Annotated in this window: 21 protein-coding genes and 2 pseudogenes; 13 read left to right on the top strand and 10 right to left on the bottom strand. The window is 67.1% G+C overall.

Features of this window, described 5'->3' with window-relative positions:
* The first annotated feature begins 59 nt into the window (after nucleotides 1-59).
* Entirely contained in the window at nucleotides 60-4,154 is a 4,095-nt protein-coding gene (locus ACQY8M_RS21220) for a beta strand repeat-containing protein (protein WP_428659275.1), read from the top strand.
* Nucleotides 4,155-4,197: 43 nt separating this feature from the next.
* Here the strand turns inward: ACQY8M_RS21220 and ACQY8M_RS21215 are convergent, their stop codons facing one another.
* Both ACQY8M_RS21215 and ACQY8M_RS21210 read right to left on the bottom strand, forming a co-directional pair.
* On the bottom strand, nucleotides 4,198-4,629 hold the full coding sequence (locus ACQY8M_RS21215) for a host attachment protein (RefSeq protein WP_428675427.1): 432 nt from the start codon (nucleotides 4,627-4,629) through the stop codon (nucleotides 4,198-4,200).
* Nucleotides 4,593-4,673 (bottom strand): annotated as a pseudogene (locus ACQY8M_RS21210) (hypothetical protein); the annotation flags it as partial. The gene ACQY8M_RS21215 and the pseudogene ACQY8M_RS21210, both read right to left, overlap by 37 nt.
* Nucleotides 4,674-5,194: 521 nt before the next feature.
* On the opposite strand from ACQY8M_RS21210, the gene ACQY8M_RS21205 reads away from it, so the two are divergent.
* Nucleotides 5,195-6,118 carry a Crp/Fnr family transcriptional regulator gene (locus tag ACQY8M_RS21205; protein ID WP_428659272.1) on the top strand — a complete coding sequence of 308 codons (924 nt, stop codon included), beginning with the start codon at nucleotides 5,195-5,197 and terminating at the stop codon, nucleotides 6,116-6,118.
* A 170-nt stretch (nucleotides 6,119-6,288) separates the two neighbouring features.
* Here ACQY8M_RS21205 and ACQY8M_RS21200 read toward each other — a convergent pair whose 3' ends face one another.
* From ACQY8M_RS21200 to ACQY8M_RS21190, 3 genes are all read right to left on the bottom strand, one after another.
* Nucleotides 6,289-6,822, bottom strand: coding sequence for a DUF4142 domain-containing protein (locus ACQY8M_RS21200; RefSeq protein ID WP_428659269.1), 534 nt, complete (start codon nucleotides 6,820-6,822; stop codon nucleotides 6,289-6,291).
* Between the two features lie 70 nt (nucleotides 6,823-6,892).
* Nucleotides 6,893-7,192: a DUF6328 family protein gene (locus tag ACQY8M_RS21195; RefSeq protein WP_428659266.1), complete on the bottom strand. Its 300-nt coding sequence runs from the start codon at nucleotides 7,190-7,192 to the stop codon at nucleotides 6,893-6,895.
* A gap of 162 nt (nucleotides 7,193-7,354) precedes the next feature.
* Nucleotides 7,355-7,648 (bottom strand): hypothetical protein, encoded by a 294-nt coding sequence (locus ACQY8M_RS21190; RefSeq protein ID WP_428659263.1) that lies wholly within the window; start codon nucleotides 7,646-7,648, stop codon nucleotides 7,355-7,357.
* 216 nt (nucleotides 7,649-7,864) lie between these two features.
* On the opposite strand from ACQY8M_RS21190, the gene ACQY8M_RS21185 reads away from it, so the two are divergent.
* Nucleotides 7,865-8,230 carry a hypothetical protein gene (locus ACQY8M_RS21185; RefSeq protein ID WP_428659260.1) on the top strand — a complete coding sequence of 122 codons (366 nt, stop codon included), beginning with the start codon at nucleotides 7,865-7,867 and terminating at the stop codon, nucleotides 8,228-8,230.
* A gap of 163 nt (nucleotides 8,231-8,393) precedes the next feature.
* Here ACQY8M_RS21185 and ACQY8M_RS21180 read toward each other — a convergent pair whose 3' ends face one another.
* Nucleotides 8,394-9,653: a GAF domain-containing sensor histidine kinase gene (locus ACQY8M_RS21180; RefSeq protein ID WP_428659257.1), complete on the bottom strand. Its 1,260-nt coding sequence runs from the start codon at nucleotides 9,651-9,653 to the stop codon at nucleotides 8,394-8,396.
* A 117-nt stretch (nucleotides 9,654-9,770) separates the two neighbouring features.
* Here ACQY8M_RS21180 and ACQY8M_RS21175 point away from each other — a divergent pair, with 117 nt between their 5' ends.
* The 5 genes from ACQY8M_RS21175 (at nucleotide 9,771) to ACQY8M_RS21155 (ending at nucleotide 14,746) form a co-directional block, all read left to right on the top strand.
* Complete coding sequence (locus ACQY8M_RS21175; RefSeq protein ID WP_428659255.1) at nucleotides 9,771-9,932, top strand: hypothetical protein; 162 nt, start codon at nucleotides 9,771-9,773, stop codon at nucleotides 9,930-9,932.
* A 163-nt stretch (nucleotides 9,933-10,095) separates the two neighbouring features.
* The gene (locus ACQY8M_RS21170) at nucleotides 10,096-11,106 is read left to right on the top strand and encodes an ROK family protein (protein ID WP_428659252.1); all 1,011 of its coding nucleotides are present in this window, start codon (nucleotides 10,096-10,098) and stop codon (nucleotides 11,104-11,106) included.
* Nucleotides 11,107-11,123: 17 nt separating this feature from the next.
* Nucleotides 11,124-12,215 (top strand): zinc-binding metallopeptidase family protein, encoded by a 1,092-nt coding sequence (locus ACQY8M_RS21165; protein WP_428659249.1) that lies wholly within the window; start codon nucleotides 11,124-11,126, stop codon nucleotides 12,213-12,215.
* Nucleotides 12,216-12,290: 75 nt separating this feature from the next.
* Nucleotides 12,291-12,611, top strand: coding sequence for a DUF1476 domain-containing protein (locus tag ACQY8M_RS21160; protein WP_428659246.1), 321 nt, complete (start codon nucleotides 12,291-12,293; stop codon nucleotides 12,609-12,611).
* Nucleotides 12,612-12,964: 353 nt separating this feature from the next.
* The gene (locus ACQY8M_RS21155) at nucleotides 12,965-14,746 is read left to right on the top strand and encodes an AI-2E family transporter (protein WP_428659243.1); all 1,782 of its coding nucleotides are present in this window, start codon (nucleotides 12,965-12,967) and stop codon (nucleotides 14,744-14,746) included.
* Between the two features lie 102 nt (nucleotides 14,747-14,848).
* On the opposite strand, the gene ACQY8M_RS21150 is transcribed toward ACQY8M_RS21155, so the two are convergent.
* On the bottom strand, nucleotides 14,849-17,992 hold the full coding sequence (locus tag ACQY8M_RS21150) for an efflux RND transporter permease subunit (protein ID WP_428659241.1): 3,144 nt from the start codon (nucleotides 17,990-17,992) through the stop codon (nucleotides 14,849-14,851).
* Nucleotides 17,993-17,996: 4 nt separating this feature from the next.
* Nucleotides 17,997-19,037, bottom strand: coding sequence for an efflux RND transporter periplasmic adaptor subunit (locus ACQY8M_RS21145; protein ID WP_428659238.1), 1,041 nt, complete (start codon nucleotides 19,035-19,037; stop codon nucleotides 17,997-17,999).
* A gap of 456 nt (nucleotides 19,038-19,493) precedes the next feature.
* Here ACQY8M_RS21145 and ACQY8M_RS21140 point away from each other — a divergent pair.
* A pseudogene (locus tag ACQY8M_RS21140) lies at nucleotides 19,494-20,051 on the top strand (thiamine pyrophosphate-dependent enzyme); the annotation flags it as partial.
* A 101-nt stretch (nucleotides 20,052-20,152) separates the two neighbouring features.
* On the opposite strand, the gene ACQY8M_RS21135 reads toward ACQY8M_RS21140, so the two are convergent.
* Entirely contained in the window at nucleotides 20,153-21,292 is a 1,140-nt protein-coding gene (locus ACQY8M_RS21135) for an acyl-CoA dehydrogenase family protein (RefSeq protein WP_428659235.1), read from the bottom strand.
* Between the two features lie 62 nt (nucleotides 21,293-21,354).
* On the opposite strand from ACQY8M_RS21135, the gene ACQY8M_RS21130 reads away from it, so the two are divergent.
* The gene (locus ACQY8M_RS21130) at nucleotides 21,355-22,389 is read left to right on the top strand and encodes an AraC family transcriptional regulator (protein WP_428659232.1); all 1,035 of its coding nucleotides are present in this window, start codon (nucleotides 21,355-21,357) and stop codon (nucleotides 22,387-22,389) included.
* A 333-nt stretch (nucleotides 22,390-22,722) separates the two neighbouring features.
* A complete protein-coding gene (locus tag ACQY8M_RS21125; RefSeq protein WP_428659229.1) occupies nucleotides 22,723-23,499 on the top strand; it encodes an SDR family NAD(P)-dependent oxidoreductase in 777 nt (258 codons plus the stop codon).
* 19 nt (nucleotides 23,500-23,518) lie between these two features.
* Here the strand turns inward: ACQY8M_RS21125 and ACQY8M_RS21120 are convergent, their stop codons facing one another.
* Complete coding sequence (locus ACQY8M_RS21120; protein ID WP_428659218.1) at nucleotides 23,519-24,277, bottom strand: PaaI family thioesterase; 759 nt, start codon at nucleotides 24,275-24,277, stop codon at nucleotides 23,519-23,521.
* A gap of 303 nt (nucleotides 24,278-24,580) precedes the next feature.
* On the opposite strand from ACQY8M_RS21120, the gene ACQY8M_RS21115 reads away from it, so the two are divergent.
* Both ACQY8M_RS21115 and ACQY8M_RS21110 read left to right on the top strand, forming a co-directional pair.
* Nucleotides 24,581-25,813, top strand: a complete 1,233-nt coding sequence (locus ACQY8M_RS21115; protein ID WP_428659216.1) for a 3-methyl-2-oxobutanoate dehydrogenase (2-methylpropanoyl-transferring) subunit alpha — start codon at nucleotides 24,581-24,583, stop codon at nucleotides 25,811-25,813.
* Between the two features lie 92 nt (nucleotides 25,814-25,905).
* Nucleotides 25,906-26,208, top strand: coding sequence for a DUF1902 domain-containing protein (locus ACQY8M_RS21110; RefSeq protein WP_428675426.1), 303 nt, complete (start codon nucleotides 25,906-25,908; stop codon nucleotides 26,206-26,208).
* The last annotated feature ends 330 nt before the right edge of the window (nucleotides 26,209-26,538 follow it).

The following is a 26,538-nucleotide window of genomic DNA, read 5'->3' as shown; positions in this document are numbered from 1 at the left end:
ATTGGTCGAAATTCAAGCGCCCCCTCGCGTCGAGCGCTCGGGCTCGAAAGGACGATGACATGGCTGTTACGGCGACGTTCGTTCCCACCTCCGGCGTGCTGTCGGTATTCGGCGACGCGTTGGGCAACAACGTCACCGTCAGCCGCAACGCGGCCGGCACGCTGCTCGTCAACGGCGGCGCGGTCGCGGTGCAGGGCGGCACGCCCACCGTCGCCAACACGACGCTGATCCAGATTTTCGGCCAGGACGGTGCCGACATCCTCACGCTCAGCGAGATAAACGGCGCGCTGCCGAGGGCCAACCTGTTCGGCGGCACGGGCAACGACACCCTCACCGGCGGCTCGGGCGGCGACCAGCTGTTCGGCCAGGCCGGCAACGACGTCGTGCTCGGCAAGGGCGGTAACGACTTCCTGTTCGGCGGCGCGGACAACGACACGCTGACCGGCGGCGATGGCGACGACCAGATGTTCGGCGAGGCCGGCAACGACCGGATGATCTGGAATCCCGGCGACGATACCGACCTGTTCGAAGGCGGCGCCGACTTCGACACCGCCGAGGTGAACGGCGGCAACGGCGCGGAGGTCTTCACCGCGACCGCCAACGGTACGCGGGTGCGCTTCGACCGGATCGATCCGGCGCCCTTCAGCCTCGACATCGGCACCACCGAGAGCCTCATCGTCAACATGAACGGCGGCGACGACTCCTTCAGCGCCACCGGCAACCTGGCAGCGCTCATCGGCATCACCGTCGACGGCGGCACGGGCAACGACACCATCCTGGGAAGCAACGGCATCGACCTGCTGATCGGCGGCGACGGCAACGACTTCATCGACGGCCAGCAGGGCAACGACCTTGCCCTGCTCGGGGCCGGCGACGACGTGTTCCAGTGGGATCCGGGCGACGGCAACGACACGATCGAGGGCCAGGCCGGGACCGACCGGCTGCTGTTCAACGGCGCGAACATCAACGAGAACATCGATATCGCCGCCAACGGCGGGAGGGTGCGGTTCACCCGCGACATCGCCAACATCGTCCTCGACCTCGACGACGTGGAGACCCTCGAGCATCGCGCGCTCGGCGGCGCCGACAACGTGCGCATCCACGACCTCAGCGGGACCGACACGACCCTGGTCAAGGTCGACCTTGCCGCCACTGTTGGCGGCAGTGTCGGCGATGCGCAGGCCGACCGGGTGAGCGTCGACGGGACGGCAGGTGCCGATACGGTGACCGTCACGGCGGCCGGCGGCGTGACCAGCGTCGGCGGCCTTGCCGCGGTCGTCCAGATCTCGAACGCCGAAGCCGATCTCGACAGGCTCGTCCTCAACGGCCTCGGCGGCAATGACGTTCTCACCTTGAACGAGGCCGGTGGCGCGGTGCCGGCGGCCAACCTGCTCGGCGGCGCGGGCAACGACACCCTCACCGGCGGCTCGGGCGGCGACCAGCTGTTCGGCGAGGGCGACAACGACGTCCTGCTCGGCAAGGGCGGCAACGACCTGCTGTTCGGCGGTGACGGCAACGACACGCTGACCGGCGGCGATGGCGACGACCAGATGTTCGGCGAGGCCGGCAACGACCGGATGATCTGGAATCCCGGCGACGACACCGACCTGTTCGAGGGCGGCGCCGACTTCGACACCGCCGAGGTGAACGGCGGCAACGGCGCGGAGGTCTTCACCGCGACCGCCAACGGTACGCGGGTGCGCTTCGACCGGATCGATCCGGCGCCCTTCAGCCTCGACATCGGCACCACCGAGAGCCTCGTCGTCAACATGAACGGCGGCGACGATTCGTTCAGCGCCACCGGCAACCTCGCCGCCCTCATTGCAATCACCGTCGACGGCGGCACGGGCAACGACACCATCCTGGGAAGCAACGGCGTCGACACGCTGATCGGCGGCGACGGCAACGACTTCATCGACGGCCAGCAGGGCAACGACGTCGCCCTGCTCGGGGCCGGGGACGACGTGTTCCAGTGGGATCCGGGCGACGGCAACGACACGATCGAGGGCCAGGCCGGGACCGACCGGCTGCTGTTCAACGGCGCGAACATCAACGAGAACATCGATATCTCCGCCAACGGCGGGAGGGTGCGGTTCACCCGCGATATCGCCAACATCGTCCTCGACCTCGACGACGTGGAAACCCTCGAGCATCGCGCGCTCGGCGGCGCCGACAACGTGCGCATCCACGACCTCAGCGGGACCGACACGACCCTGGTCAAGGTCGACCTTGCCGCCACTATTGGCGGCAGTGTCGGCGATGCGCAGGCCGACCGGGTGAGCGTCGACGGGACGGCAGGTGCCGATACGGTGACCGTCACGGCGGCCGGCGGCGTGATCAGCGTCGGCGGCCTTGCCGCGGCCGTGCAGATCTCGAACGCCGAAGCCGGCAACGACAGGCTCGTCCTCAACGGCCTCGGCGGCAACGACACGATCGACGCCGGCGGTCTGGCCGTCGGCGTCGTCCAGCTCACGATCGATGCCGGTGCCGGCAACGACCTCGTGACCGGCAGCCAGGGCGTGGACGCCGTGCTGGGCGGCGAGGGCGACGACCGGGTCGTCGACAAGGACTTCGTGAACTTCGACGTCCATGACGGCGGCACCGGCACAGACACCATCGACTACAGCTTCGTTACGTTCGTCGACGGCATCGTGACCATCGATCTTGCGGCCGGGCAGACCGTGGTGCTGGCAGGCAACACCGAGTCGATCCTCAACTTCGAGAATGCCAGGGGCAGCCAGGGCGGCGATACCATCATGGGCAGCACGGCCACGAACGTTCTCGAAGGCAACGGCGGCAACGACACCCTGGATGGCGGCCTCGGCGCCGACGTCATGAAGGGCGGCACCGGCGACGACAGCTACACAGTCGACAATGCCGGCGACACGGTGATCGAGATCAACGGTCAGGGAACGGACCTGGTCAACAGCTCCGTCAGCTTCGACCTGACCGGTCAGTACATCGAACGGCTGACCCTGACGGGCAGCAGCAACATAAACGGCACCGGCAACTCGCTCGCCAACACCCTCACCGGCAACGCCGGCAACAATGTCCTCGACGGCAAGACGGGCGCGGACACGATGGCGGGCGGCGCCGGCAGCGACACCTACACGGTCGACAATGCCGGCGACGTCGTGGTCGAGAAAAACGGTGAAGGAACGGACCAGGTCAACAGCTCCGTCAGCTTCAACCTGACCGGCCAGTACATCGAGCGGCTGACCCTGACCGGCAGCAGCAACATCAACGCCACCGGCAACTCGCTCGCCAATACCCTCACCGGCAACGCGGCCAACAACATCCTCGACGGCAAGACGGGCGCGGACACGATGACGGGCGGCGCCGGCAACGACACCTTCACGGTCGACAATACCGGCGACCTCGTGGTCGAAAAAAACGGCGGAGGAACCGACCAGGTCAACAGCTCCGTCAGCTTCGACTTGGCCGGCCAGTACATCGAACAGCTGACCCTGACCGGCAGCGGCAACATAAACGGCACGGGCAACTCGCTCGCCAATACCCTCACCGGTAACGCCGGCAACAACGTCCTCGACGGCAGGACGGGCGTCGACACGATGGCGGGCGGCGCCGGCAGCGACACCTACACGGTCGACAATGTCAGCGACGTCGTGGTCGAGAACGACGGCGAAGGCACGGACCAGGTCAACAGCTCCGTCCGCTTCAACCTGGCCGGCCAGCATATCGAACGGCTGACCCTGACGGGCAGCCGCAACATCAGCGGCGTCGGCAACTCACTCGCCAACACCCTCACCGGCAACGCCGGCAACAACGACCTCGACGGCAGGCTGGGCTCGGACACGCTGACCGGCGGGCTCGGCGCCGATATGTTCGCCTTCGGGACCGCCCTCGGCGCGTCCAACATCGACACGATCACCGACTTCAACGTCGCCGCCGACACGATCCGGCTCGACAGCGCGATCTTCACGTCCATCGCGGGCACCGGGACGCTGAGCCTCGCCCAATTCGCCGCCAACGCCAGCGGCACCGCACAGGACGCCAGCGACCGCATCATCTACGAGACCGACACCGGCAAGCTGTTCTACGACAGCAACGGCAGCGCCGCCGGCGGCTCGATCCAGTTCGCCACGCTCGCCCCCGCCCTCGCCCTGACCAACGCCGACTTCGCCGTCATCTAGCGCAGGAGCCGTCGCCCTCCGCGGCCACGACAGCCGCTCGTGCTCAGACCAGTGCAGCCCGAGGCAGCATATCTGCCAGCACCTCGCGCAGTTCCGTGGGCGTCGCGTTCGTGAGGTCCTTGCCGACCTCGTGCGACACCGCCTTCTTCACGCGCGCCGACAGGAGCGACCGCAGCTCGCCGAGGCTGCGGGGCGGCGCAACCAGCACCAGCCGATCGAACTGGCCCTCGCCGCAGGCCTTGTCGAGCACCGCGGCGAGGCGGGCCGTGAAATCGTGCTTTTGCATCTTGTGGATGTCGTGCGGCGGCTCGAACGCATGCCGCGCGTCGCTGTTCGCCGAGGCGAGCCGCGCCCCGGCCTGTCGGTCACCAAGTCGCGCACCGGACGACGCGCTTCGGCCGCCGTCATTTCGGTCTGCTCGCTCGGAACGAGCGTGCGCGACTCCCCGCTCGGCTCGAAGAACCGCGCGCGCGATCCGTCCGCGATCACGATCAGGGTCTTCCTGTGCCGCGACTCCATCGCCGGAGCCTGCGGCAGGCGCGCCGTGCGCCGGGGCTTCATCACCTGCTTCGCCATCCTCGCCTCCGCTGCCCGCCGTCCCACGCGAACGCCGGCACGTTGCAAACGCGCAACGCTTCCGCCTCGTTGCGTGGCTGACATTGCTTGAAGCGAGTCGCAGCGCGGCCCCTTCCCGCTCGCAGGCCTCCCGACTATGCTTTCGCATCTCCTTCCCGTGGGACACCGGGCGGTTGCGCTCGCAAGCCTTCGCCCCCGGACCCTGCAGTCAGGGCACGCGCAACGCGTTGAAGGCCCAGCGGCGTCAGCGTCACGACACCGCCCATGGTCTCGACGAAGCCGAACCTTTGAAGACACGAGATATCATCGGGCCGCAGGGAATCCGGGCTAGAAACTCCCCGGCCAATCTTGCCGAGCGCGCTTTCCTCATTCGGACTGAGTTCGCGAAGTAGACTGTGGGGCATGTCCCTTACTCCTGGATCCAGATGCGATATTAGGCCTGAGCATCCGGTTGAAAAGAGCGTATGCTGTACGCTTTCCGACAGATCGTCGGGGCTGACAGCCTGTCGTCTCCTTCCTTGCATCCGGCAGCGCTCCGGGATTTGAACGCTGCCGGCTCCGTACGGTTTGGTACCGACCAAGACGCCTCGAGGGCCAACCTTTACTTTCGCCCCCCCCGTGCCTCGAATTCGAGCAGCAAAGAAGGTATCGAGTTGCCCCCTACCAGTCAGCGTAACCGCCTGCTAGCGCATCTCTCTGGCGTCGATGGCGATCCGCTTGCGCTCGCCGGTCTTGAGAGAGTGAAGTTGGAGGTACGGCAGGTCCTGGAGGCCCCGGGCGTGCCGATCGCAGCGGCGTACTTCGTAGAAAGCGGGCTGGTATCGGTCGTTGGCACGACCCGGCCGAACCAACGCATCGAGGTCGGCATGATCGGCTTCGAGGGAATGACGGGGACCGCCATCGTGCTGGGCGACGACCGATCAGCAAGCGAATACATCGTCCAGTCGGCGGGCGAGGCCTTTCGGATTTCGGTATCCGATCTGCGCGCCGCGATGCAGCATCCCGCAAGGAGAGCCCTGTTCCTCCGCTATATCCATGTGTTGATGGCCCAGGGCAGCCAGACCGCACTCGCCAACGGGCGTGGACGCCTGGGCGAGCGCCTCGCGCGCTGGATTCTCATGTGGCAGGACCGCATCGGGACGGACGGGCTTGTCGTCACCCACGAGTTTCTCTCGATCCTGCTCGGTGTCCGCCGCTCGGGCGTGACCGTCGCCCTGCACGTGCTCGAGGGCCAGTCGCTCATCAAGGCAACGCGTACCCTGATTCAGGTCTTGAACCGACAGGGCCTGCAGGCGGCGGCCAGCGGCTTCTACGGCATTCCCGAAGCCGAGTACGACCGCTTGATCGGACCATTGGCCGCATCCGAAAGCGGGCCGTCATTCCCCTGAGCGCTTGTGACTCTTCTGGTGGGCAGCAGCAGCCTATCTCGAAGCGGTGAAAGCGGCCGACGATCTGGCGACGGCCATCAGGTTCGTGCACGCACCCCATGCCCTTCCGGACCGCGAGCCTCCGCTCGCTCATGAGCGAGCGGGACGCTCGGGGTCCGGAGAGAACGATCCTACTTGTTCAAGTCCTGCGCCATCAGCAGATGCTGCTGGAGATGCGGCAGGGTCTTGCCGGCGAAGGCCTTGAGCTCGGGATTGTCGCCATCCTTCGCGTAGCGTTCGAACAGGGACACAGCGTCCTTGTGGGCCGCGAGCTGCATGTCGTTGTAGCGCTTCGTGAAGTCCTTGCCGTCGAGCTTCGCCAACCGGTCGAGCTTGTCCTGGTGCGCCTTGTCCATCGCGGCGGGCAGCTTCACGGTGGACTTGCCGGCGACGAGGCCCTTGAGCTCCTCCGACGTTGCGGTGTGATCCTTGATCATCTGCTCGGCGAACCGCTTGCTCTTGTCGCTGTCGGCCTTGGTCAGCGCGAGCTTGCTCGACGCGACCTCGAGCATGCCGCTTTGCGCGGCCTCGGCGACGAAACCCTGCGTCTTGGGAGCGATTCCCAGGGCCGTATTGACACCCGTTTTTTCGGGCAGCGACTGCGCGAACGCCGGCGCCAGGGTTGCCAGGAGGACAGCGCTCGTTGCGAACAAAAGTCTGGTCATTGTTCCTTCTCCGATGTCGCGCGCACCAAACGCGCTCTCAGCCAACGCCTGCGCCGCGCTCGTCGTTGCCTCATCGCGGCTTTCGTCCGAAAGCGAACGGCAAGGCGAACCACAACCCCGAGAGAATGAGCTGCATGCCTGCGGCGGCCACCAGCCCCAACGTACTGTCATGCGAGATCAGGCGGCCGACCAGGTAGGTATCGAGACAAATTCCGACGGTGAACGGGATCATCGAAACCGTCAGAAGCCGCGACGACAAATCCACGAAGCGGCGCGTGACCCGGTTGCGCTCGGCCTGGCGATGGTAGGCCGCCGGCGCCATCATCAGCGCCATCATCACCGCCATCATCAGCGCCATCATCAGCGCCATCGTCAGCGCCATCGTCAGCGCCGACAGGATGGGTCGCTTGCTCCTCGAGCGATTCCCAATGGGTTTCGTCGGCCATGATGACGGAACGATGACGAAGTGCGGCATGTTCCCGAAGGGCCGGGCATCGCCACGGGGCGCGGCCGCCGTCCCCCTGGTCGCGACTCACCCGATCTTTGCGGCTCGCTTTTCGGCGTCTTCCGGTCCGCCCAGCACGAGGCTCATCTGGTGCTCGAGACGCCTGCGGGCAGCGTGGATGACGTCGGCCATCAAGGGATGAGCCGGACGGCCACTCTCTTCCTCGAAGACCGTCAGGGTGAAGTCGAAGATGTCCTGCACGTCCTCCCACGACAAGGCGTGCCGAGCGACCAGCCTTTGCGTCACGCCGAGCAGGATGTTCGTCGCCACAGTGGCGTCTGCCGCTGCAGTCACCAGCATATCGCGTTGTGCCCTGTTCAAGGCAATCGCCTCCCGCGTTTCTGTAGTGGTCACGACGCTGGCACGCTGTGTTCGGGGAGTCGATTACGCTCAGGACTTATACCCCATCAGTCGTATGCCGGCTCCACGGCGTCCGCAGGGCGCTTCACGGCAGGCGACGGTGAAACGTTGGGGCAATACCGAACGTTCATATCCCGATGCCTCCTCCTTAGTCTCAACCCCAAAGGGAAATGAACCATGAAGATCGTTACACAAGCCGCGACCGTCACCGCGCTCGTTCTGTTCGGCGTCGCCAGCGCCGCTTACGCCCAGAGCGGCGGCGGTAGTGGCGGCGGCTCATCGGGTGGCACGGGCAGCGCCACTTCCGGATCTGGCGCTACGGCGTCCCCGGGCACCGTGGGAACCGGCAGCAGCACGTCCAACAGCCCCACCTCGATGCCGGGCACGAGCGGTGCCGTCGGTAACGACAAGATCGATCGCAGCAACCGCGGGACGAGCAGCAGCTCTTCGGTCAACACGCCGCGACCGGGCGAGCCGACGGGAGCGAACAACCCGTCGATCAGCAAGGCCCCCGACGCCGCGCCGTCGACACCTCAGCGTTGAAAGCACGCTGGGAGCGCGGCTGTAGAGAAGCCGCGCTCCCGGCAGGTGATGCAGTCCTTGCGCTGACGTCATCGTCATTGGACCGCGCGCATCCTGCGCGCTCGGATTCATGAGCGCGCAGGATGCGCGCGGTCCAATGACCGTGATCTGGCACCAAAATAGGTCAGCGCATGCGGAAGGTGAAGGTCGTCTTCTCGGGCGACGATGTTGCGGTCAGGGTGCCGCCGTGCGCCCGGGCGATCTCGAAGGCAATGTAGAGGCCGAGGCCGAGACCCTGCTGGCTGGCGCGTGTCTCGCCCCGGAAGAAGGGCTGGAACAGCCGCTCCAATGCTGCCGCGGGAATCGGCGGACCGGAATTGCTCACCGACAGCTCGAACCACCCGTCCGCCCGGTGCGCCGTGACATGTATGGGCGTCTCGGAAGAGCCGTGCGTCAGGGCATTGGCCAGCAGGTTGGAGAGAAGCTGCCCGATCCGCGCCGCATCGCAATGAACCGGCGTGTCGATCCGGAGTTCGGCAACGATCGTCCGGGCGGAGGCGATCCGCCGCAGCTCGTCGATCACCTGACGCAACACCGGTGCGAGCTGGACGTCGCTGCGGCCGATCTCGATGCCGCTGCCGAGCCGGCCCCGGGCGAAATCCATGATGTCGTCGATCAGCGCGGACATGCGCGACACGCTGCCCTGCATCAGCCGCAAGGTCTCGCCCGCGTCGCCCTTGCCCTTTTGCAGGAGCTCGGCTCCCGCCCTGATCGAGGCCAGCGGGTTGCGCAGATCGTGACCCAGCACGGCGATGAACTGCTCGCGCAGGCCGGCCTCGCGCGCGGCATCGACGAGCTGCGTGCTGGTCGTCTCGGCGCGCACCTCGGCGCGCTTGCGGGCCCGGCGTTCCCGGGCGTTGACCCGGCGCAGCTCGAACAGCTTCATGATCTGCTGCGCCATCAGCCGCAGCAGCGCCTTGTGGCTGTCCTCGAGCTGGCGCGGCTTGTAGTCGAGCACGCAGATCGTGCCGAGCGGCAGGCCGTCCGGGGTCTCGAGCAGCGCGCCGGCATAGAACCGCAGATGCGGGTTGCCGGCGACGAGGGGATTGTCGGCGAAGCGCCGGTCCTCCAGCGTGTCCGGCACGATGAAGAGGTCCGGCTGCAGGATGGCGTGGGCGCAGATCGACGCCGGCAGCGGCGTTTCGCGCACCCCGAGCCCGACCTCGGCCTTGAACCACTGCCGCTCCCTGTCGATCAGGTTGATGACCGAGATCGGGGTGCCGCAGATGGCGCTCAAGACCTTGACGATCGCGTCGAACTCCTCCTCGCGTGGCGTGTCCAAAATCCCGTAGGACTGCAGCGCCTCGACGCGACGATCCTCGGCGATGTGCCGTGACGCTTCCATCGATCCATGTGCGCCGATGAAGCACGCCCTGTCCAGCATCTGCTTCCACCGCAAAAAGCGCTCTCCAGCCCGCGTCGTCCGGAACGCCGGGGGGCGATCTCCGTTATGGGGGGGCATGTCGGGACGAGCCGGCACAGAGCGCTTGGGGAATGGCAAATGCGGTTTACTCCTGTCCTGTCGGTTCTCCTGCCGGTGATCGGCTTCACGCTGCTCGGCGTGCGCTCCATGGGCCGCAAATGGCGCACGATGCGGGAAGTTACAAAGCTGCGGTCCCTGGGCAAGGTCCCGCGCCGGCGGGCTCTCAAGGCCAAGCGATAGACCTCCCGCGAACCCCACCGGTCGCCTCAGCCCCTTCCCTGACCTTCCCGGACGGCACCGCTCCGGGCGAGTAAGTCATGACATCCAGGAGCCGCCAATGAACGACTCGAGCCCCCCGGACCCTGCGGCCCTGCCGTCCGGTCCGCTTGCCCATGGCGGACGAATGCTCCCGGCCGTCACCGTCGACACCTACAACGAAGAGCTGCGCGACGAGGAAGGCTTCGTCGGCGATCGCGCCAGCGGCCGCGCCTTCCGCGCAATCCTCGCCGACTGGCGCGACCGGCTCAAGGCCAGCGGCGACGACCCGCTCGGCGACACGCCGATGGAGGACGTGAGCAAGAGCAAGCTCGACAAGATGATGGCCAGCGACGATCCGACCGCGGCCGCGCTGATCCATACCGTGGTCGAGGAGTTCGCGGCGGAACTGTGCACCGTCGTGCGCCGCTTCATGCGGGTCCCGGCCTGGAAAGGCACCGAACGCATCGTGCTCGGCGGCGGGCTGATCGACAGCCGCATCGGCGAGCTGGCGATGGGGCGCGCCTCGATCCTGCTCAAGACGGGCGGGATCGATGTGGACATCTGCCGGATCGGCAATCATCCGGACGAAGCCGGGCTGATCGGCACCGTGCAGCTCGCGCCGGGTTGGATTCTGGCCGGGCACGACGCGATCCTGGCGATCGACATCGGTGGCACCAATGTGCGGGCCGGCATCGTCGAGCTGAACGCCGGCAAGCGCGGCGAGCTCGACGACGCCGACGTCTGGAAACGCGTGCACTGGCGGCATCGCGACGACAACCCGACCCGCGACGAAGCGATCGAGCGGATCGCCGACATGCTCAACAAGCTGATCGAGCGCGCGGCGAAGGAGAAGATGAAGCTCGCGCCGTTCATCGGCATCGGCTGCCCCGGCCTGATCGACGAGCACGGCACCATCCTCAAGGGCGGCCAGAACCTGCCGGGCAACTGGGAGGGCGAAAGCTTCCACCTCCCGGCGGCGCTGCTCGAGCGCTTGCCACGCATCGACGGCAACGACATCGTGATCCAGATGCACAACGACGCGGTGGTCCAGGGGCTGAGCGAGGTCCCGAACATGAAGGACGTGCAACACTGGGGCGTCATGACGATCGGCACCGGGCTGGGCAATGCGCGTTTCACCAACCGGGACGACGACTGAAGGCGGCGAGGAAGACGATGCGTTTGTTCAAGTGCCAGGCGTGCGGGCAGATCGTGCATTTCGAGAACACCCTGTGCGAGAAGTGCGGCCATCGCCTCGCCTACCTGCCGGCGGCGACGGCGATCTCGGCGATCGAGCCCCATGAGGGCGACGCGCCGGAGGGCGGCATGCCCGAGGGAGGCACGTGGAAGGCGCTGGCCGCCCCGGGCAAGCTGTTCCGTCTCTGCGACAACGTCCGGCACGGCTCCTGCAACTGGCTGATCGAGGCCGAGGCGCCCGGCACGCTCTGCCTGTGCTGCCGGCACAACCGCACGATCCCCGACATCAGCCTGGAGGAGAACGCTGCGGCGTGGCGCAAGATCGAATGGGCCAAGCATCGGCTGTTCTACTCGCTGCTGCGGCTCAAGCTGCCGCTGGCGACCCGCCTCGAGCAGGTGGAAACCGGGCTCGCCTTCGATTTCCTCGCCGACTCCGAGCAGCATGGCATCAAGGTCATGACCGGCCACGACAACGGCCTCATCACCATCGCGCTGAAGGAGGCCGACGACGCCGAGCGCGAGAGGAGCCGGGTCGCCATGCACGAGCCCTACCGCACCCTGCTCGGCCATTTCCGCCACGAGATCGGCCACTATTTCTGGGACCGGCTGGTGCGCGACGGCAACGAGCTCGAGGCCTGCCGGGCCCTGTTCGGCGACGACACGCTCGACTACGGCCAGGCCCTGCAGCGCCATTACGAGCAGGGCGCGCCGCCCGACTGGCCGGCGCACTTCGTGACGGCCTACGCGACGATGCATCCGTGGGAGGATTTCGCCGAGACCTGGGCGCACTACCTGCACCTCGTCGACACGCTCGAGACGGCGGCCGCGTTCGGCCTGTCGACGCGCCCCCGGGTGGCGGACGGCGACGAGCTCGACGCCTCGGTCAATTTCGATCCCTACCGCACGCAGCCGTTCGACCGGCTGGTCGAGAGCTGGATGCCGCTCACCATCGCGCTGAACAGCCTCAACCGCTCGATGGGACAGCCCGACCTCTATCCCTTCGTCCTGTCGACGCCGGCGCTCGAGAAGCTCGCCTTCGTCCACCGCCTGGTCCATCCGGGCGCCCACTAACGGCCGCTCCCAGGGTTGATAGGCTAAACGGCCAGCACCATATGGCCTTCCGAGGTTTAAACCCTGGGAGAGGCCATGACCACGTTCGACGATCGCCAGAAGTCCTTCGAGAGAAAGTTCGAGCGGGATCAGGACCTGCAATTCAAGGTCAATGCGCGCAAGAACAAGCTGCTCGGTCTCTGGGCGGCCGGGATCATGGGCAAGAGCGACGCCGACGCCTATGCGAAGGAGGTCGTCCTCGCCGACTTCGAGAAGCCGGGAGACGACGACGTCATTCAGAAGCTCGTGAAGGATTTCGCCGCGGCCGGAAAGCCTACGGACGAGCAGGCGATCCGCAAGCAGGCCGAGCGCCTGAAGGCCGAGGCGAAGGAGCAGCTCATGGCGGAGGTCAAGTAATCCGAAGGACGTAGCCCACGAACGCGGAGAAAGCTGCTTCAAGCAGGCAGAGCGGCTTCACTGCCCTCTGGCTGGATGTTTGTAGGCGTCATGCCGCTGGGAGCGCGGCTCTCCAGAGCCGCTCATATACGTTGGTTGCACCATTCCATGAGCGGCTCTGGAGAGCCGCGCTCCCAGCATTCCGAAAGATTTTCGGTCAACAGTCGACTCGAACCCTGATCGCCTCCCCGGGCGCTCTTGAGGGAACAAAGGATGCCGGTCGGCGTTCCTGGATTGCCCATGTCCGCGGTCGATTTCGAACTCCCTCTCGCGCCGCCCTCGGGCATCCACGACTTGCAAACAGGCATACCGACATGAGGCTGCGCATTCTCGGCGAGGATGGCGAGGGCCGCCTGGCGCGCGCGGTCGCCTTCACCTTCCTCGGGGCGATGGCGATCCTGGCGCTCTCCTTCGGGCGCGACGTGCTGATCCCGATGGCAGTTGCGGTGCTGTTCGCCTTCATCCTCAATCCGGTGGTGAACGGGCTGCGCCGGGTGTTGCCCCTGCCGCTGGCGGTTGGGCTGGCGATGCTGGGGGCGATGGCCTGCATCGGCGTGCTGGCGGTGCTGGTGACCAGCCAGCTCGCCGAGGTGGCGGGCAGCCTGGCCGGCTACCAGACGAACCTGCACCAGAAGATCCAGGACGTGCGCCAGCTGTCGGAAGGCGCGGGGCCGGTGAGCCGCTTCATCGCGATGACGGCCTCGCTGGCCCAGGACGTTTCTCCCGAGGCAGGCACGGCGACGCCGGCGCTGCGCGTGCAGAGCGGCGAATCGAACCTCGCCTCGATCGCGTCCTTCGTGGCGCCGCTGCTGCATCCGCTGCTGTCGGTCGGCATCGTCATCGTCCTCGCCCTGTTCATCCTGCTCGACCGCGACAAGCTCAGCGACAAGATCGTGCGGCTGTTCGGCGCCGACGTGCATGCCACGTCTCAGGCGGTGGGCGACGCCGCGGCGCGCATCGCGCGCATGCTGTCGCTCCAGCTCCTGACCAACCTCGGCTTCGCGGTGCTGGTCGGCACCGGCCTGTTCGCGCTCGGCATGCCCAACGCCCTGCTGTGGGGGCTGCTGGCCGGAGCGTTCCGCTTCGTGCCCTATGTCGGCGCCATCCTGGGCGCGCTGCTGCCGACGCTGATCGCCCTCGCCGTCATGCCGGGCTGGCTCCAGCCGCTCCTGGTGCTGGCGCTGATCGTCGCGCTCGACATCCTGACCGGCCAGCTGGTCGAGCCCCTGCTGTTCGGCGAATCGACCGGCATCACGCCCCTCGCCCTGATCCTGTCGGCGATCTTCTGGGGCATGCTGTGGGGGCCGATCGGCCTGCTGCTGTCGACGCCGCTCACCATCTGCCTGCTGGTCCTCGGCACGCACGTGCCGGCGCTGCAGTTCCTGCGGGTCCTGCTGGGCGACGAGCCGGCGCTGTCGCCGCACCAGCAGATCTATCGCCGGCTGATCCGCGGCGCCGTGGTCGATGCCGCCGCCGTGGCCCGCAAGGAGATCGAGGACAAGGGCCTCGAACGCGGCCTCGACGAGTCGCTCGGCCGCATGATGGTCCTGGCCGACGAGGACCGCGAGATGCACCGGCTGAATGCGACGCAGACGGCGACCATCGTCGACGGCACCGACGAGGTGCTCGACCTGCTGGCCGAGAGCATCGGTGAGGAAGCCGCACCGGATCCGGAGCGCGCGCCGGGCGTGGCGAAGGGTGCGGACGGCGTGCTGGTCCATTGCGTCGGCGGGCGCGGCGAGGTCGACGATGCCGCCGCTGCCGTGGTCGCCTTCGGCCTGCGCCAGCGCGGGCTCGAGGCCGAAGACAGCCGGCGCGGCGAGCCGATCGACGAATCGCGGCACAAGGGCCCGGTGCTGCTGGTGGTGTGCTACTGCTCCCACCCTTCGCAGGCGGTGCTGCGCTACAACAAGCGCAAGCTGCACGAGGGCGTCGGTCTCACTCGGCACGTGGTCATCGACTATGAGGTCGCACCGATGACCGACCTCGCGGCCAAGGTCGGGCTGGCCGGCGATCTTGTCGCCGGCAACCTCGACGCCATCTTCCGCTTCGTGCTGCAGCAGACGACCGCCGCTACCGTGGCAACGGCCGGATAGGCGGCGCGCGTCACTATTTTTCCCGCAGCGGCAGCCCACGGGCGGCAGCTTCAGAACTCCGGGCATGTACCGCCGGCCAGAGCTGCCGTTCCCGGCACGCTATCATGAGAAGGGTGGCGGCCGGTCCCCTGTCACCTCTTCGCGCTCTTGCCGGCTGCCTGGAGCAGCGCTTCGGCCGCGCTGCGCCACGCCGAAGCGATCGTAGAGCACCGGCAGGAGCAACAGGGTGAGTGCGGTCGCGCTGAACAGCCCGCCGATGACGACGATGGCGAGGGGCCTCTGGATCTCCGAGCCCGGGCCACTCGCCAGCAGAAACGGTACGAGGCCGAGTGCGGCGATCGTGGCGGTCAGGACGACCGGCCGGAGACGGCGGCGCGCTCCTTCCAGGACGGCGTCGCGGAGGGAATGCTTTCCGGTGGCGACGACCTGATTGATGTAAGTGATCATCACGACGCCGTTCAGCACGGCGATGCCGATCAGGGCGATGAAGCCGACCGAGGCCGGCACCGACAGGAACTCGCCGGAAGCCCACAGGGCGATCACGCCGCCCACGGTGGCGAAGGGCACGATGCAGAACACCAGGACGGCCTGCCGCAGCGAGCCGAAGGTCAGGAACAGCAAAAGGAAGATGACGGCGAGCGCGATCGGCACGACCAGCCCAAGGCGCGCCGACGCACGCTGCTGGTTCTCGAACTGGCCGCCCCACACGAGCTCGTAGCCCTTCGGCAGCGAAACCTTCGAGGTCACCGCCGCCTTCGCCTCGGCGACGAAGCCCACCAGATCGCGGCCGCGCACGTTGGACAGGACGTTGGCAAAGCGCTGGCCGTCCTCGCGGATCACCTGGATCGGCCCGTCTTCGAGACGCACATCGGCGATCTGGCCAAGCTCGATCACGCCGCCGTTGGGCAGGACGATCGGGATGCGCTCGAGGTCGTGGATCGAGGCGCGCAACCTCTCCTCGCCGCGCACCATCAGCGGGACGCGCGCGGTGCCCTCGATCACCAGGCCGATCTGGCGGCCATCGACCCAGACGCGCAGCACGTCCTGGATCTCGGTCGCGTTCAGGCCGAAGCGACCGGCACGCAGGCGATCGACCTTCACGGTAAGATACTTCATGCCCGAGTTGCGCAACGCGAACACGTCGGCAGCGCCGGGAACCTCGCGCAGGGCCGCCGCGACGTCGCGCGCAATGCGATTGAGCTCGGGTATGTCGTCGCCGAACACCTTGATCACCACATCGCCGCGCGCGCCAATGATCATCTCCTGCACGCGCATGTCGATCGGCTGGGAGAACGCGAAGGAAATGCCCGGGATCCTGTCGAGCACCTTGCGGACCTCGCCGAGCAGCCAAGCCGTATCGGGGCCGCGCCAGGTGTCCTTGGATGCCAGGACCAGCAGCATGTCGGTCTCGTTGAGCCCGACCGGGTCGATGCCCAGCTCGTCGGCGCCGGCGCGCGCCATGATGCGGCGGATCTCCGGAACGGCCTTCCGCAGCTCGCGCTCGATCCTGAGATCGATCTGCGCGGTCTCCTCGAGCGACACCGTCGGGTGCTTGCGGATGGTGACGATGGGTGTCCCCTCGTCCATCGCCGGCATGAAGGTCGAGCCGATGCGCGGGTAGACCGCGGCCGCGGCCGCGATGCCGGCCAATGCCACCAGGACCAGGACCCCGGGCCGGCGCACGACCGCGGCGAGCAACGGATCGTAGAAGCGATGCAGCTTGCGGACGAGCCAGGGTTCCTGTTCCACGCCGGCGCGAAGCAGATAGGCCGACAGCACCGGCACGACTGTGAGCGAGAGGAGCAGGGCCGCTCCCAGCGCGAAGCCGATGGTCAACGCCACAGGGGCGAACAGCCTGCCCTCCAGCCCTTCGAGCGACAGCAGCGGCGTGAACACGGTGGCGATGATGGCGACGCCGGACAGAAGCGGACCGGCAACCTCGCGGGTCGCTTCCAGGGTCGCTGCAAGCCGCTGGTCCATGGTCGGCCTGGTGACGTGCGCAAGCCGGTGCTCGACGTTCTCCACGACCACCACCGCACAGTCGACCAGCAGGCCGATGGCGATCGCCAGACCACCGAGCGACATGATGTTCGCCGACATTCCGGCGAAGCGCATGATGCCGAAGGTCGCCAGCACCGATAGCGGCAGGATCAGCGAGACCACCACGGCCGCGCGCAGGTTGCCGAGGAACAGCAGCAGAAGGATGACGACCAGCACGATCGCTTCGAGCAGGACCTTCTGCACCGTCCACACCGCCTTCCCGATCAGCTCGGAACGATCGTAGAAGATCTCGATCCGGACACCCTCCGGAAGCTGGGGCGCGAGCTGGGCCAGGCGGGCCTTGACGCCGTCGACGACGGCGCGGGCGTTGGCGCCGCGCAACCCGAGCACCAGTGCCCAGACCGTTTCGGTGTCGCCGTCGACCGTGACCACGCCATTGCGCGGCAGTGCGCCGTAGCGCACGTCGGCGATGTCGCCCACCCGCACGATTCCCGACTGGCCCGACGCGACGATCGTCTCGCGCACGTCGTCGAGCGTCTGGATGCGCCCCTCCGCCCGGACCAGGACCGCTTCCTCGCCCGCGCGAACACGGCCTGCCCCGTCGTTGCGGTTGTTGGCGATCAAGACCTTCTCCAGCATCTCCGTCGTGATCCCGCGCGCGGCCATCGCCGGAGGCGAAGGAACCACCTCGAAGGTGCGCACCAGGCCGCCCAGCACGTTCACGTCGGCGACACCGGGCACGCCGCGCAGCGCGGGCCGCAGGGTCCAATCGACGAGGGTGCGCTTCTCCTGCTCGCTCAGCCGTTCGGACTCGACGGTGAACATCAGCATCTCGGCCAGCGGCGTCACGATGGGGGCAAGCCCGCCGGTGGCGCCGGCAGGAAGCTGGTCTCGCACTTCCTGGAGACGCTCGTTGACCTGGGTCCGCGCCCGGAAAATATCCGTCCCGGCGGCGAACTCGAAGGTCATCAGCGCGGACGAGAAGCGCGTGGTCGACCGCATCTTCACGAGGTTGGGAATGCCGCGCATGGCGATCTCGACCGGCCAGGTCACGCGTTGCTCGAGCTCCTCGGGCGGCAGCCCGGGCGCGCGCATCGACACCAGGACCTGAACCGGCGCCACGTCGGGGAAAGCATCGATCGACAGCTTCTGGTAGGCTGTTGCGCCCCAGGCGGCGAGACCCAGGGCAGCGATGAACACGAGCAGCCGCTGGCGAAGAGCGACGCCGATCAGCGTATCGAGCATGGGATCAATCCGAATCGGTCTTGGCGAGTTCCGCGAGCAGCGGGATGAGGCCGCGATTGGCGACCAGATCGTCGGCCTCGAGGTCGGCCTTGATCGAGGCGTCACGGGAATTCTCCGACAGCACCTCGACCGGCACGGCACGCACGCCGTCCGGCTTGCGCACGAAAACCCACGACTGGTCGCGATGACGGACGACGGACCCTGCCGGGACGACCCACTGCGCCCCACCTGTCTGTTCGACGCGCACGCGCACGATCACCGCGAGACCGGGCCGTACGCTCCCGTTGCGCGTGTCGATCTGGGCAACGGCGGTCACCGACTGGGTCGCCGGATCGACGCTGCGGCCGATGCGCAGGATATGGCCGGTCGCCCCCTGTCCCGGCAGAGACACCGGCGAGCCGAGCTCGATCGATGCAAGCCGCGAGGACGGAACCTGGAGGTTGACCCACAGAGGATCGAGCTGGGCGATGGTGAACAGGGGCTCGGCGGGCGCCACGCGTGCGCCCGGGCTGGTATGGCGGCTCAGCACGATGCCCGCCTTGGGAGCCGGGATGTCGATGGTGGGCCGGAAAGCGCGCGTCCGCTGCAGCGTCTCCACTTCCTGCTCGGTCATGCCCATGAGCGTCAGCACATGGCGGCGTTCGTTCACGTGATAGGTCGCGGTCCTGGCATCGTTCTCGGCCACGCGCAGATCGCGCTCCGGAAGGGCGCGCGCCGCGAAGAGCTGCTCGGAGCGGCGAAGGCGATCGCGCGCGAGAGCGGCATCGGCCTCGGCGGCAAGATAGGCGCGCTGCGCCTCGACAAGCGCCGGCGAGCGCATGCGGATAATGGTCTGGCCGGCTGTCACCAGCTCATCCGGCGCGACCTCGACCGCCTCGATCAAGCCCTCGACGGGGGCCGCTACGACGCGCAGTTGAGCCGGCGGGATGGCAACCGTGCCGGGAAAGGAAAGGTCGCTGGCCTTGCGCTCGCGTTGGACCGGCGCGAAGCCGATGCCGGCGGAACGCAGCGCTTGCCCGTCGAGGGCCAGCTCACGGGCTGCCATCGCGCGGACCGACGATGCAGGCTGCACGGAAGCCTGTTGCGCTCGAGCGGCCCCCTCCGGAAGTGAGAGAGCGACGGCAAGGCCCATCATCCAGGCCACAGGCTTCGGCGAAATCTTCGGCAAGAACCCCTCCGCAAAGTCATCGACCAGCCGATGCTCGTTCCGACATCGCGAGAAGGCAGCTCTCGCCAGAGGGGCCCGGAACGCTCGTGACGCCGAGATAGGGAGCCCGCCGATTAATGCAAGAGAGCCATGCGGATTTCGGGCGGCTCGCTTCGGCACTCCCGGCCAGCGGCCAGCCTCGCGTTTCAGGCCATCGGTGCGTCGACTTCACCCCGGGACGAGGCCATGCCGGTGGACGGAGGCCATTCGTGAGTTGCTTTCATGCTCGCCCCGACGTCTTGGTCGCGTGGGGTATGGCGGCTAGTCTCTGTCGACCGTCGCCCCGGAGCACCCATGTCCGACCCAGCCCGCCTCTCGTTCCACGTGCCCGCGCCGGCGGTGCGGCCCGGTGGGACGCCCGACTTCAGCGACGTGAAGATCTCCGCGGCGGGCGAGGTGCGGCGGCCGGAGGTCGATGTCGCGCCCGAGGAGATCCGCGATCTCGCCTACTCCATCATCCGCGTGCTCAACCGCGACGGTGAAGCCGTCGGGCCGTGGGCGGGCCTCCTGACCGACGAGGAGCTGCTCGAGGGCCTGCGCCACATGATGACGCTCCGCGCCTTCGACGCCCGCATGCAGATGGCGCAGCGCCAGGGCAAGACCTCGTTCTACATGCAGCACATGGGCGAGGAAGCCGTGAGCTGCGCCTTCCGCAAGGCGCTCGCGCCGGGCGACATGAACTTCCCGACCTACCGCCAGGCCGGCCTGCTGATCGCCGGCGGCTATCCGATGCTCGACATGATGTCCCAGATCTACTCCAACGAGCTCGATCCGCTGAAGGGCCGGCAGCTCCCCGTCATGTACTCCTCGCGCGAGCACGGCTTCTTCCCGATCTCCGGCAATCTCGCGACCGGCCAGCGGCAAGGGATGAGAAACGAAATGAAGAACAGATCGTCGGGCCAGTGTTCCCTTGTCTGATCCAGGCGGTCTCACGCAGCGACAGGCACGGTCACTCAGTCATCGATGGGCAGGCCGAGCGCCACGCGGCCAGCGAGCGTGCGCTGATCGCCCTGCCGCATCGGGTGGAAGCGGGCGCCCTGGATGTCGCGGAACCGCCGCTCCAGGCCCAGGCGCTTGAAATAGGAGGCGCCGCCCGCCGCTTCGAGGGCGAGCTCGACCGTCTTGATGGCGCTGCGGGCGACCAGGGTGCGGTGGGTGAAGATCGTGCTGGTCGTCTGCGGGCCGGGCTGGGCGGTGCTGGCGAAGGCCACCATGCTGTCGCAGGCGATTCGCGTGGCAGTCCATTCGTTATGCAGTGCGCCCACGGCGTCGACCGGCGCGCAGCCATTGCCTTTGGCCGCGGCAACGGCGATGTCGTAGGCGGCCTCGGCGATGCCGGTATAGACGGCATAGACCAGCGGAAACGCCACCATGCAAATCGTGTGCATCAGCGGATGCCACATTCCGGAGGGGCGCCGGGCGGCGATCGCGGCGTCGGCGATGAAGACATCCTTCAACAGGACGTCGTGCGAGGCCGAGCCGCGCATGCCCATTGCATCCCAGGTCTCGACGATGCTGACGCCGGAAGCCGTCATCGGAACGCCGAACTGCAGCACGACCGGCCCCTCGGCCGTCTGCTCGACCGCGCCGGTTATCAAGAGGTTGGCCGTCGGCGCGCCGCTGGCGAAGATCTTCCGAGCGTTGATCCTGTAGCCGCCCTCGACCTTCGTCGCGTCGCCCGAGCCGGCGAGCCAGTCGGAAGCACCCGAGGACAATAGCTGGAGGTTCTCCGCCGCCACCCGCCTCAGCAGGCCGTCGGTCGGCGCTTTCTGGTGGCGCCAGCGCCAGGCGGCCGCGGCGACCAGATGAGTATGCATGGCAAAGGCCAGCGCGGTGGCGCTGCAGTGGCGGGCGAGCTCACGCAGCAGTGCCGCGAGCTCGGGCCCATCGAGCCCGCCACCGCCGAGCTCCACAGGAACGGCGAGGCCCAGGAAGCCACGCTCCCGCAGCAGGGTGAAGTTGGCCTCGACGAACGCGTTGGCGGCATCGGCGCGCGTCTCCTCGGCCTCGAGCCTCGCCGCGATTTCGGCCAGGGTCGCGCGCCAGTTCTTGCCAGATACGGGGGGATTGGCGAGAGCGGCTGAAGCGGACATCGAATACCTCCTCGAGGTTGAATCCCTGTCGCGAAGTATCCGCGCCCATGCAAGATTGGCCTATGATCGAAACGCCGAATTCTCCTGCCGATCCACCGGACCTGGACGTTTTGTCGGAGATGCTGCGCGCCGTGCGGCTGACCGGCGCGGTATTCTTCAGCGGCCGCCTCACGGCGCCCTTCGCCCTGCTCTCGCCCAAGCGCTACGACGGTCAGGCACCGATGGCGCAGTACCGCCATGTCAGCATCTTCCATTTCATCACGGCGGGCGATTGCACCATCGAGACGGCGAGCGGCCAGAGGCGGGTGCTCGGCGCGGGCGACGTCGTGCTGCTGCCATTCGCCGACGCCCACAGGTTCTGGAAGGGCGACGCCGAGATGGCGTTGACGCCGGACCTGATTTTCAGTGGGCCGGCCGACGGCATCTGGCGGCTCGATCATGGCGGCGGCGGCCCGGAAACGCGGTTCGTTTGCGGCTTCATCGAGTCGTCGGAGTTCCTGATGGCCCCGCTCTTCCGTACCCTGCCCGAGCTGCTGGTCGAGCAGACGGCGGGGCAGACGGTGAGCAGGCTGATTGCGGCGACGGTGCGTGAGGCCATGGCGCTGGTCGACGCCGCCACCCCCGGCGCGCAGATGACGCTTGGCCGCATGATGGAGACGCTGTTCGTCGAGATGCTGCGCCGGCATGCCGAGACGCTGGCGCCTGGAAGCACGGGCTGGTTCGCCGCTCTCAAGGATCCGATCGTCGGCCGCGCCCTGCAGCTCGTCCACGCCGCGCCGGGGCGGCACTGGACGACCGGGAGCCTGGCGCGTGCCGCCGGCACGTCGCGCACCGTGCTGGCCGACCGCTTCAACGCGCTGCTCGGCAGGCCGCCGATCGACTACGTCACCGGCTGGCGCATCCAGCTCGCGGCCGACCGCCTGCGTGATGGCCGGGACAGCATCGCGTCGATCGCCGAAGCCGCCGGCTACGACTCGGACGCAGCGTTCGGCCGCGCCTTCAAGCGCGTCACCGGCATCACACCGGGCCGCTGGCGTGCCGGCGACGGCGACAGCCGCCCGCACATGCCGATCCGGTTCCAGGAGCCGCTGGTCTGATCGACCGACAGCCTCGCGGTCGATCTCAAGTCGGCCGGCGAAGGCCGCAGCACGGCATGTCGTCACGCTTATCCAATCAACACCGTCGATGGCATCCGTGTGCTCAATCCCGACGGCCTCCTGAGCAACGAGAAGTTGCTCGAGGGCCTGCGCCACATGCTGACCTTGCGCGCTTGGCGCAGAGGCCGAGGTGCCTTCCACGGCGCCCAGGCGCTGACAGAGGAGGGGGACGGACCAACCGCTAGCGCCCAGGCCCATAAGGGCTCATTAGATATGGTCTCGGGCGTCAGCCAATGGCCCGTGCGCAGGAATCGTCGCAGTTGGGGGGGACGAATGGGACGACTGACAGGACGTATCGCGCTTGTGACTGGTAGCGGGCGTGGAATCGGCCGCGCAATCGCACTGGCGTATGCACGGGAAGGTGCACACGTCGGTTTAACCTCGCGAACTGGCGCACAGCTTGACCAAGTCGCGGCAGAGATCCTGGCGGCGGGTGGCGAAGCCTTCGCCGTCGCCGCCGATCTGATGAACGGTGCGGCGATCAAATCCATGGTCTCGGCGATGATCGGTCATTTCGGCCGTCTCGATATTCTTGTGAACAATGGGGGCGGCATCATCGGCGGGGGCGCGGCCTTGCACGCCCTGACCCATGACGACGAGCTGTTCGAGAAGAATCTGTTTCTCAACCTCACCTCGGCTTATTACGCGACCCGCGCGGCACTACCCCAAATGGTGAAGCAGGATTACGGGCGGGTCATCTTCATCGGCTCGGGCCACGCCAAGCGTGGCGGTGGACCAATCTCCTACACTGCCGCAAAGCACGCGCTCGTGGGGCTGACCCGGGCGCTGGCCTACCAGGTACCCCCGACGATCACCGTCAACACGCTCAGTCCGGGCTGGATCAATACCAGTCTCGTCGATTTCGCCCGGATTGGTGCGCAATCGGGCATCGATGCTTCGGCGGCCCGCGCGATAGCCATGAGCGCAAGCATACAAAAGCGCATTCTCGAACCGGAGGAGTTGGCTCCCATGGCTGTGCTGCTTGCGTCCGAGGAAGGTGGCGGCATTACCGGACAAGAAGTCAGCGTCGATGGTGGTTACAGGGTTTGAGGGCCGCCACAGGCCGCCATCAGGCACGGCCGAGCTGCACCTGACGGTCGACCACGATCCACGTCGCTCGGGCCACGGCCAACAAGGTTCCTGATTCACCATGGGCCGCGGCTTCGGCAACTCGCTTTCGCCCGTCGCGACCGGTCTCCCAGGCGGTGATGACGCAGCGCTCTCCAGGACGCGGACGCGCCTCGATCCGTGCCGTCATCCGGCCCAGCAGGATCGGCGACTGGTCGAAGGTGCCCGAATTCCTGTCGCAGGAGCAAGCGTAACCCGTCGGGCAGTCGAGTGCCGCCCATAGGAATTCGGGCGACACAAGACCGTCGCTCCCGCCAAGATCGGCCGACGGCGTCCACGTCGCTGCCACTGCGGCAGAGCCGCCAGCAACGGGCCGTGCCAGCATCCCAGCGCCGATGCGCAAGCCATCGCCGGGAGCGCGATGCGGGCCGCAGACGAAGCACATGGGCAACAAATGTTCGTGCGGCTTAACGACGGGGGTCTGCTCCGCCTTGGCCGCTTCTGCCAACGACGCCCTTTCCACGTGCCTCAAGTCGAGACTTGCCGGCCGGCCAACAGCGATCGCCAGGTCATCGTCGCGTAGCTCTCGCGAGCCATCATCCTTGTCAATCACCGCCAGCGTTTTCTCCAGCGGCGGTGGGGCCCGCAATGTGACTTCTGCAGCTCCTGGGATGTGCTTTCCGAGCATTCCGCAGACATAGCCGCCATTACCTGAGTTTGGCGGCCCACAAAACCGCCGCGGAATGGTCATCGTGAGCATGGAAGCGTCCCCTCTCGGAACTTGGTTCGCGTCGAGGCACAGAATCCATATAGTCCCCGCGCGGTCGTGCCCAGCCATGATCCTACCACCGAGGGGCGAAGAGGAAGCAAATGGATTGTCGCGCAGGTCCATGCGTGACCCCTCACGAACGGGGGCTCAATGCTCGGAAGTCGGACTCGTTCCGCGCTCTTGCCGGTCGTGCGTCATTTCCCTAAGGAGCCTCGGGAACACGTCCGATTGGCGTCTTGGTTGAGACCGCAAACAGGCCGATAGTCTCCCGTAGACCGTCGCCCCGGAGCACCCATGTCCGACCCAGCCCGCCTCTCGTTCCACGTGCCCGCTCCCGCCGTGCGGCCCGGCGGCACGCCCGACTTCAGCGACGTGAAGATCTCCGCGGCGGGCGAGGTGCGGCGGCCGGAGGTCGATGTCGCGCCCGAGGAGATCCGCGATCTCGCCTACTCCATCATCCGCGTGCTCAACCGCGACGGTGAAGCCGTCGGGCCGTGGGCGGGCCTCCTGACCGACGAGGAGCTGCTCGAGGGCCTGCGCCACATGATGACGCTCCGCGCCTTCGACGCCCGCATGCAGATGGCGCAGCGCCAGGGCAAGACCTCGTTTTACATGCAGCACATGGGCGAGGAGGCCGTCAGCTGCGCCTTCCGCAAGGCGCTCGCGCCGGGCGACATGAACTTCCCGACCTACCGCCAGGCCGGGCTGCTGATCGCCGGCGGCTACCCCATGCTCGACATGATGTCCCAGATCTATTCCAACGAGCTCGATCCGCTGAAGGGCCGGCAGCTCCCGGTGATGTACTCCTCGCGCGAGCACGGCTTCTTCTCGATCTCGGGCAACCTCGCGACCCAGTTCGTCCAGGCGGTCGGCTGGGCGATGGCCTCGGCGATGAAGCGCGACACGAAGATCGCCGCCGGCTGGATCGGCGACGGCTCGACCGCGGAGTCCGACTTCCACGCCGCCCTGGTCTTCGCCTCGACCTACAAGGCGCCGGTCGTGCTCAACATCGTCAACAACCAGTGGGCGATCTCGACCTTCCAAGGCATCGCCCGCGGCGGCTCGGGCACCTTCGCCGCGCGCGGCCTGGGCTTCGGCATCCCGGCGCTGCGGGTCGACGGCAACGACTATCTCGCCGTCCATGCCGTCGCGCGCTGGGCGGTCGAGCGCGCGCGGCGCAATCTCGGCCCCACGCTGGTCGAGTACGTCACTTATCGCGTCGGCGCCCATTCGACCTCCGACGATCCGAGCGCCTACCGGCCCAAGACGGAGTCCGACGCCTGGCCGCTGGGCGATCCCGTGCTGCGCCTGAAGCAGCACCTGATCCGCCTCGGCGCCTGGTCCGAGGAGCGCCACATGCAGGCCGAGGCCGAGATCCTCTCGTCGGTGATCGCCGTCCAGAAGGAAGCCGAGACGCACGGCACGCTGCACACCGGCCCGCATCCCTCCGCCCGCGACATGTTCGAGGGCGTCTACGAGGAGATGCCGCCGCACCTGCGCCGCCAACGGCAGCAGGCGGGAGTGTGACGCTTACCCGCTCCTCTTTGGCCAGGCGGGGCACTCTGGCCTCGACCGGAGGAGCGGCACTGTCGCGATTTGAAAGGAATCAAGGTTTGGCCGTGATTTATTCCGGATGGCCTGCTAGCTTGCTTTTTGGCACCGCCATACAGGAGAGGAGGACGACCATTCGCATCTTTGATGTCCTCGCTGAATGGGACAATGAAGCCCGTGTTTGGGTTGCGACAAGCGACGATATTCCGGGTCTGGTAACTGAAGCGGAGTCGAAAGAGCAGCTTGTTGCGCGACTTCGCGTCCTGGTTCCCGAGTTGCTGGAGCTGAACGCTCACCTCGTGGCGGAAGCGGACGCATCTCACGAATTCAATATCCATTGGACCGAGGAGCAGCGCGTCACGTACGCGTAATCTGCTTGTCTGATTACAGCCCCGCCGTAAAGAAGATGCTGAGAGCGAACAACTGCAAGCCCGTGCGCACCGGTAAGAGCGACCACGAGGTGTGGTACAGCCGCTCACCAAGCGTAATTTTCCAGTCGACCACAAGATTCTATCGCGGCACACAGCCAACGGGGTCATGAAGCAAGCTGGGCTGCCGAAGGCTTTCTAGAGGCTGTGCGAGAGTTCGGGGTTTGCGGCAGCCGCGCTTCTCACGCGTACTCTCACCCACGTCAACGCAGCAGCAATATCGACCATTTCCCAAAGGCGGATGACGATGCGCGCAGCCTCATGGGCGGCGAG

Source organism: Reyranella sp. (genome assembly GCF_965279465.1).
In the GTDB taxonomy this organism is placed as follows: Bacteria; Pseudomonadota; Alphaproteobacteria; order Reyranellales; family Reyranellaceae; genus Reyranella.
Note: the sequence above shows the minus strand (reverse complement) of the source record. Positions and strands in the feature narration are given on the sequence as shown.